General features: G+C 70.4%; 5 protein-coding genes. 1 reads left to right on the plus strand and 4 read right to left on the minus strand.

The features are described from left to right. Window positions 1-2: 2 nt before the first annotated feature. From ABDW61_RS11760 to ABDW61_RS11775, 4 genes are all read right to left on the minus strand, one after another. Window positions 3-1499: a glucan biosynthesis protein G gene (locus tag ABDW61_RS11760; RefSeq protein ID WP_343638817.1), complete on the minus strand. Its 1497-nt coding sequence runs from the start codon at window positions 1497-1499 to the stop codon at window positions 3-5. A 257-nt stretch (window positions 1500-1756) separates the two neighbouring features. Further along, window positions 1757-3118, minus strand: coding sequence for a sigma 54-interacting transcriptional regulator (locus ABDW61_RS11765; RefSeq protein WP_343638818.1), 1362 nt, complete (start codon window positions 3116-3118; stop codon window positions 1757-1759). Window positions 3119-3194: 76 nt separating this feature from the next. Then, a complete protein-coding gene (locus ABDW61_RS11770) occupies window positions 3195-3791 on the minus strand; it encodes a hypothetical protein (RefSeq protein WP_343638819.1) in 597 nt (198 codons plus the stop codon). Continuing rightward, window positions 3749-5206, minus strand: coding sequence for a HAMP domain-containing sensor histidine kinase (locus tag ABDW61_RS11775; protein ID WP_343638821.1), 1458 nt, complete (start codon window positions 5204-5206; stop codon window positions 3749-3751). Before ABDW61_RS11775 ends, ABDW61_RS11770 begins: the two co-directional genes overlap by 43 nt. Window positions 5207-5419: 213 nt before the next feature. On the opposite strand from ABDW61_RS11775, the gene ABDW61_RS11780 reads away from it, so the two are divergent. Then, window positions 5420-6625 carry a CaiB/BaiF CoA-transferase family protein gene (locus ABDW61_RS11780; RefSeq protein WP_343638822.1) on the plus strand — a complete coding sequence of 402 codons (1206 nt, stop codon included), beginning with the start codon at window positions 5420-5422 and terminating at the stop codon, window positions 6623-6625. Window positions 6626-6637 lie beyond the last annotated feature (12 nt).

The raw sequence follows: 6637 nt of genomic DNA on the forward strand, positions 1-6637 counted from the left end.
CTTCACTGGGGAGGAAGAATCAGGCTCCAGGTCTCGGTCAGGACCTGCTGCTTCGTCTGGAGGAAGCCGCGCAGCTCGGTCGACTGCCCGGGGCGGAGTTGCTTGATGCGCACGGCCATGCGCCAGCCGCCGGTCACCGGATTCGGATAGGCGTTGACCTCGGTGATCTCGCCGTTGGCGTTGGTGCTGGCGACGGCCTTGACGTCGGTGCCGGGCTGCAGCGCGGCGAGGGAGGGACCCTCGAAATCGACGATGAACTGCTGCTCGTTCTTGTCCAGCTTGGCGTAGCTGTAGCCGGTGCGGGTCTGCACCGCCCAGGCGCCGGGCGGGCGCTGTTGCTGCTCGCCCTGCAGGTGCAGGCGGTACGAGTAGTCCAGCGGCTGGCCTGGCGCCGGCTGCTTCGCCGGGACCCAGTAGGCGACGATGTTGTCGTGGGTCTCGTCGGGCGTGTGCAGCGACATCAGTTCAACCCGGCCCGGCCCCCAGTCGCTGGTGGGCTCGACCCAGGCGGAGGGCCGCATCTCGTAGCGCGCTTCGGTGTCCTCGTAGCTCGAGAAGCGGCGGTCGCGCTGCATCAGGCCGAAGCCCTTCACGCCCGGCAGCGTGAACGAGGTCGTCAGTGTGCCATTCGGATTGATCAGCGGACGCCAGATCCATTCGCCGCTGCTGCTGGCCACCATCAGGCCGTCGCTGTCATGGACCTCGGGCCGGAAGTCGCCCTTCTGCGGCTGGTTCTCGCCGAACAGGTACATCGAGGTCAGCGGCGCCAGCGCCAGCGTCGCCACCGGCGCGCGCAGGAACAGCCGCGCGCGGGTCTCGACCACGGTCTCGGCGCCGGGCTTGATGACGAAGGTGTAGGCGCCGGACGCGCGCTGCGAGTCCATCAGCGCATGCACCGTCAGCGTGGTGGCCTTGGGATCGGGGCGCTCGATCCAGAACTCGCTGAAGCGCGGGAATTCCTCGCCCTTGCCGCCGACCGTGTCGATCGCCAGGCCGCGGGCCGACAGCCCGTAATGCTGGTTGCCGCCCAGCACGCGGAAGTAGCTCGCGCCCAGGAAGACGGCCAGCTCGTCCTTGTATTTGTCGTTGTTGAGGTGGTAGTGCGCGCGGAAGCCCGCGAAGCCGACATCGCCCCACTTCTGCGGCGACAGCTGGCTGTTCTTGCCGTAGTCGAAGTCCTCGCGCTTGAAGGGGACAGGCCTTGCCTGGCCGCCGACGATCTCGTTGATGCGCACGGCCTGGGTCTGGTAGTGGCCCAGGTGGAAGAACATCAGCTCGAAGGGGAGCTGCTGGTCGCGCCACAGCGCGCGGGCCGGCTTGAACCGGATGTCGCGCATCTGGTCGTAGTTGAGGTTTTTCAACTCGGCCGGCAGCGTGTCCGGCGGCGCGGCATAGGGCTTGGCGGCGAGCGCCTTGGCGCGCTCGGCGACCTCGTCGAAGCCGAAGGCGTGCGCCGACGCCGCCGCGGCCAGCAGCGCCGCGCCGGTGGCCAGGGCCATGAACGATCCGATCCACCGACGCTGGTCGGCCGTGCGGCGAACGCTGGTCGCCGGGAATCGAGCCTGGAGGGAGGGGGTGTGAATAGTTCGCATGTGACCGGACCTTTTGCAAGGCCCGTGCCATATGCGATTTCCCAGTCAAATCAAGGACTTGCGGACTTTGTGCGCTGCCGCACAGCGTCATTTCTGTCGCCGGGCGGCGACGCGTCTGGCGCCATTTGCTGCAAGTCCTTGATTCGCAAGGACTTTTCTTGTCGCTAATCGGCGACAGGCCCCTCGGAGCGGAACATCGACGGCTCCAGTCCGTTGCGCTGCAGCAAGCGGTAGAACTCGGTCCGGTTGCGGTCGGCAAGGCGCGCGGCATCGGCCACGTTGCCGTCGGTGAGCTTGAGCAGACCCACCAGATAGTCGCGCTCGAAGCGCTGTCGCGCTTCCGCGTAAGGAAGTACTTCGACGCTGGGCGAGCGCAGCGCGCGCTGCACCAGCGCCAGGGGAATCAGCGGCGAGGTGGCCAGCGCGCTGACCTGTTCGACGACGTTGTGCAGCTGACGGACGTTGCCGGGCCAGGTGGCCATCGACAGCGCCTTGAGCGCGTCCGGCGCGAAGCCGTTCAGGCGCTTGTCGTACTTGAGCGCGAGCCGCTGCAGGAAGTGCTGCGCCATCAGCGGGATGTCCTCGCGGCGCTCGGCCAGGCTGGGCAGGGTCAGGCTGACGACGTTGAGGCGGTAGTAGAGGTCCTCGCGGAACTGGCCCTGGGCGAGCGCGGCCTCCAGGTCGCGGTGGGTGGCGGAGAGGATGCGCACGTCGACCGGCACCGCCTCGCTGGCGCCGACGGGGCGCACCTGGTGCTCCTGCAGCACGCGCAGCAGCTTGACCTGCAGCGGCAGCGGCATGTCGCCGATCTCGTCGAGCAGCAGCGTGCCGCCGTCGGCGGCCTGGAACAGGCCGCGGTGATTCGCCAGCGCGCCGGTGAAGGCGCCCTTGACGTGGCCGAACAGTTCGGACTCGAGCAGCGGCTCCGGGATGGCGCCGCAGTTGACCGCGACGAAGGGCCGGCCGGCGCGCGGGCTGGCGGCGTGGATGGCGCGGGCCAGCAGCTCCTTGCCGGTGCCGCTCTCGCCGCGGATCAGCACGGGGGCCTGCGAGGCCGCGACCAGGCGCGCCTCGGCCAGCACCTCGGCCATCACGTTGGAGCGGCTGACGATGGACTCGCGCCAGGCCTGGTCGGTGCTGTCGTCCTGGCGCGCGGCGGTGAGGGTCAGGGCTTGCGCGATGGTCTCGAGCAGCGCGCGGCCGTCGAAGGGCTTGGTCAGGTAGGTGTAGACGCCCTGGGCGGTGGCGGCGACGGCGTCGGGGATGGTGCCGTGCGCGGTCAGCAGGATCACCGGCAGCGCGGGATGGCGCTCGCGGATCACGTTGAACAGCGCCAGGCCGTCCATGCCGGGCAATTGGACGTCGCTGAGCACCAGCGCGGGGCGCTGCACGTCCAGCTGCGCCAGCGCCGCTTCGGCGCTGGCGACGGCGGTGACCTCGTAGCCGGCGGCCTCCAGCCGCATCGAGAGCAGCTTCAGCAGGTCGGCATCGTCGTCGACGATGAGAAGCCGCGTACCACTGCTCATGTGAGCCCCTCGTCCACGTGCCGTGGCCGGTCCCCCGGGGGGACGTGAGCTTGCTTGGGGCGGCCCTGCGCGGCGCTCATGGCTTATCCAAAGCCGAACGCGGTCCACCGAGGCTGCGTTCAATCGCCTTCAGCGCCTCGAGCTTGCGGTTGGCGTCGTCGAGGCGGCGCTGCAGGTCGTCGCGGGCCTGGCGGGTCTTGTCGAGTTCGGTCTCCATGCGGCGCTGCTCGGCGACGCGGTCGACCAGCAACTGCGCCATCGGGCGCCATTCATTGGCCTCGGGCCGGGTGTCGCGCAGCACCTGGTCGAGCAGGGTCTGGGCGCGGAAGGTCTCGCCGTTGTTGTGGCTGAACATGAGCGCCAGCGCCAGCTGCACGGCGTTGCCGGGGGGCAGGGCGGCGTCGTCGCGCGGCGCGACCTCCTGGGCCAGCTCGAGCGGGCTGAGCTGCCGGATGCGGTCGTTGGCGTTCAGGATGATGCGGGCGGCGTTGTCGGTCGGGGCGACGACGGGCACCTGCACCGGCACTTCGACGCGGACCTCCTTGACGATGACCTTGGGGGGCTGCTGGGCGCAGCCGGTGGCGAGAAGGACCGCGAGCAGGGCGGCGTGAGTCCGGGCCGGGATCGGGATCAGGCGTCGGCGGACTTCGGGGACCGGGGCGTGTGGGCGCATGGCAGCGTGACTCTGAAATGGGCGCCCTGGGTGGCGGGCAGCAGGTCGATGTGACCGCCGTGGGCGGCGATGTATTCCTTGACGATGGACAGGCCGATGCCGGTGCCCTTGAGGGCGTCGTCGGGCTGGCGTTCGCCGCGATAGAAGGGCTCGAAGATGCGGGCCTGGTCCGCCGGCGCGACGCCCGGGCCGTCGTCGCGCAGGTCGATGATGAGCTGGCCGTCCTGGCGCGCGAGCGTGATGTCCACGCGGCCACCGGGCGGGGCGAAGCGTATCGCATTGGAGAGCAGGTTGCCGAACGCGGCCGCGATCTTGGCCGGGTCGACGTCGGCCTCGAGCGGTCCGCCGGACAGGTTGACCTGCAAGCCGCGTGCCTGCCACTGCAGGCGCTGGTGATCGATCGTGCCCTGGATCAGGGACATCAGCTCGGTGCGGCGCGGCTTGAGGTCGCGGGCCTCGAAGGCGGCGGCGTTGAAGCGCAGCAGGTCCTCGATCTGGCGCTGCAGCACGGCGGTGTTGTCGCGCAGGATGCGGGCGACCTCCTTCTGCTTGCCGTTGAGGGGGCCGGCGACTTCGTCCTCGAGCAGCGCGGTGCCCTCGCGCAGCGCGGCCAGCGGGGTCTTGAGCTCATGCGAGACATGGCGCAGGAAGCGCGCCTTGTCGGCGTCGAGTTCGGCCAGCCGCAGCCGCAGCCAGTCCAGGCGCTGGCCGATGGAGCGCAGGTCGGCGGGGCCGGGGATCTCGATGCGGTCGTCCAGGCGGTTCTCGCCCAGGCCGGCGATGGCGCGCTCCAGGCGCCGCAGCGGCCGGGTGAGGAAGATGCCGAAGACCAGCGACAGCAGCGCGGCGAGCGCGATCGCGCCCAGCACCTGCTGGCCGAGCAGCACGCGGCCGTTCTCGAGCTTGTCCTGCAGCACGCGGTTGCTGGTTTCGGCATGGCGGCGGACCTCCTCGGCGAGCGTGCCGGTCTGGGCGCCGAGCTCGCGGAAGCGGGCGAGCAGGTCGGTCTCGCGTTTGCGCGCGGCCAGGGGGTTGGGCGCGCGCGGCGTGTCCATCAGCGCGCGGACTTCGGCGAGCTTGCGCTTCCAGGCGTCCAGCGGCGGGGCGGCCAGGCCCTGCGCGCGCAGCTGGCCGATCAGGTGCTCGGCGTCGTCGGCGTCCTCTTCGAAGCGCTGGCGCAGCGCGTGGTCCTCGAGCACGGCGTACTGGCGCGCGGCGCGCTCCATGCTGACGCCGCGGTCGCCGAGCTGCTGGACTTCGCTGCTCATGCGGGCGGCGCGCACGACGGCCTCGCGGCTTTGCACGGTCAGGCGCTCGAGCGTCAGCAGCCCGCCCAGCGAGGCGGCCGCGAGCAGGCCGGCGATCGACAGGAAGCCGATCAGCAGCATCTGGCGGAAGGAGATGCGGTTCAACATCGGGCGGCATGTTAGCCGCGGCGGCGCTCGCTCCTCTTACCTCTTCGCCCGCTTGCGGGAGAGGGCGGGAGGGCCAGCTGCGGTGGAAGTGCCGATCCTCGCGGGTGAACCCTCCCCGGCTTTCGCGAACGGTGAAAGCAGTCCCCGCCACTCCCGCATTCCGTTTTCGCGCCGGGCTTCCCAGAATCCGTCCTCGACAAGGAGACATTCACCATGGAAGCTGCGCAAGGGCTGCAGGCGTTGCAAGGACTGCGCGTCGTCGAGATGGGCCAGCTGATCGCCGGGCCGTTCGCCGGCAAGACGCTGGGCGACTTCGGCGCGGACGTGATCAAGATCGAGGCTCCCGGCAGCGGTGACCCGCTGCGCAACTGGCGGATGATCCAGGACGGCACCTCGGTGTGGTGGCAGGTCCAGTCGCGCAACAAGCGCTCGATCGCGCTGGACCTGCGCCAGCAGGAGGGCCAGGACATCGCCCGCGCGCTGATCGCCGAAGCCGACGTGCTGGTCGAGAACTTCCGTCCCGGCACGCTCGAGGGCTGGGGCATGTCCTACGAAGAACTGTCCAAGGCGAATCCCGGCCTGATCATGCTGCGCATCAGCGGCTACGGCCAGACCGGCCCGTACCGCGACCTGCCCGGCTTCGGCATGATCGGCGAGGCCATGGGCGGCCTGCGCCACCTCACCGGCGAGCCCGGCCGCGTGCCGGTGCGCTGCGGCATCTCGATCGGCGACACCCTCGCCGCGCTGCACGGCACCATCGGCGTGCTGACCGCGCTCTATCACCGCGAGGTCAACGGCGGCCGCGGCCAGGTCATCGACGTGGCGCTGACGGAGGCCGTGCTCAACGTGATGGAGAGCCTGATCCCCGAGTACAGCGCCTTCGGCGCCGTGCGCGGCCCCGCGGGCTCGGCGCTGCCGGGCATCGCGCCGTCCAACGCCTATCCCTGCGCCGACGGCGTCGTGCTGATCGCGGGCAATGGCGATTCGATCTTCAAGCGCCTGATGCAGGTGATCGGCCGCGACGACCTCGCCAGCGATGCGTCACTCGCCGACAACGCCGGCCGCGTCGCCCGCGTCGACGAGATCGATGCCGCCATCGGCGCCTGGTCCGCGGCGCGCAGCGTCGAGCAGGTGCTCGCGCGGCTGGCCGAGGCCAGCGTGCCGGCGGGCCGCGTCTACACCGCCAAGGACATCGTCGAGGACCCGCACTTCCGTGCCCGCGACATGATCCTGCGGCAGCAGACCCGCGACGGGCATGAGCTCGACGTGCCCGGCATCGTCCCCAAGCTGATGGGCACGCCGGGCGCGGTGCGCCGCGCCGCGCCACGGCTGGGCGGCGACACCGACGAGGTGCTGCGCGAGATCGGCCTCACCGCCGCGCAGATCGCCGCACTGCGCGAGCGCAAGATCGTTTCCTGAGGTCCGCGATAA

The sequence above is a fragment of the Roseateles sp. genome (assembly GCF_039595595.1).
GTDB lineage: Bacteria > Pseudomonadota > Gammaproteobacteria > Burkholderiales > Burkholderiaceae_C > Roseateles.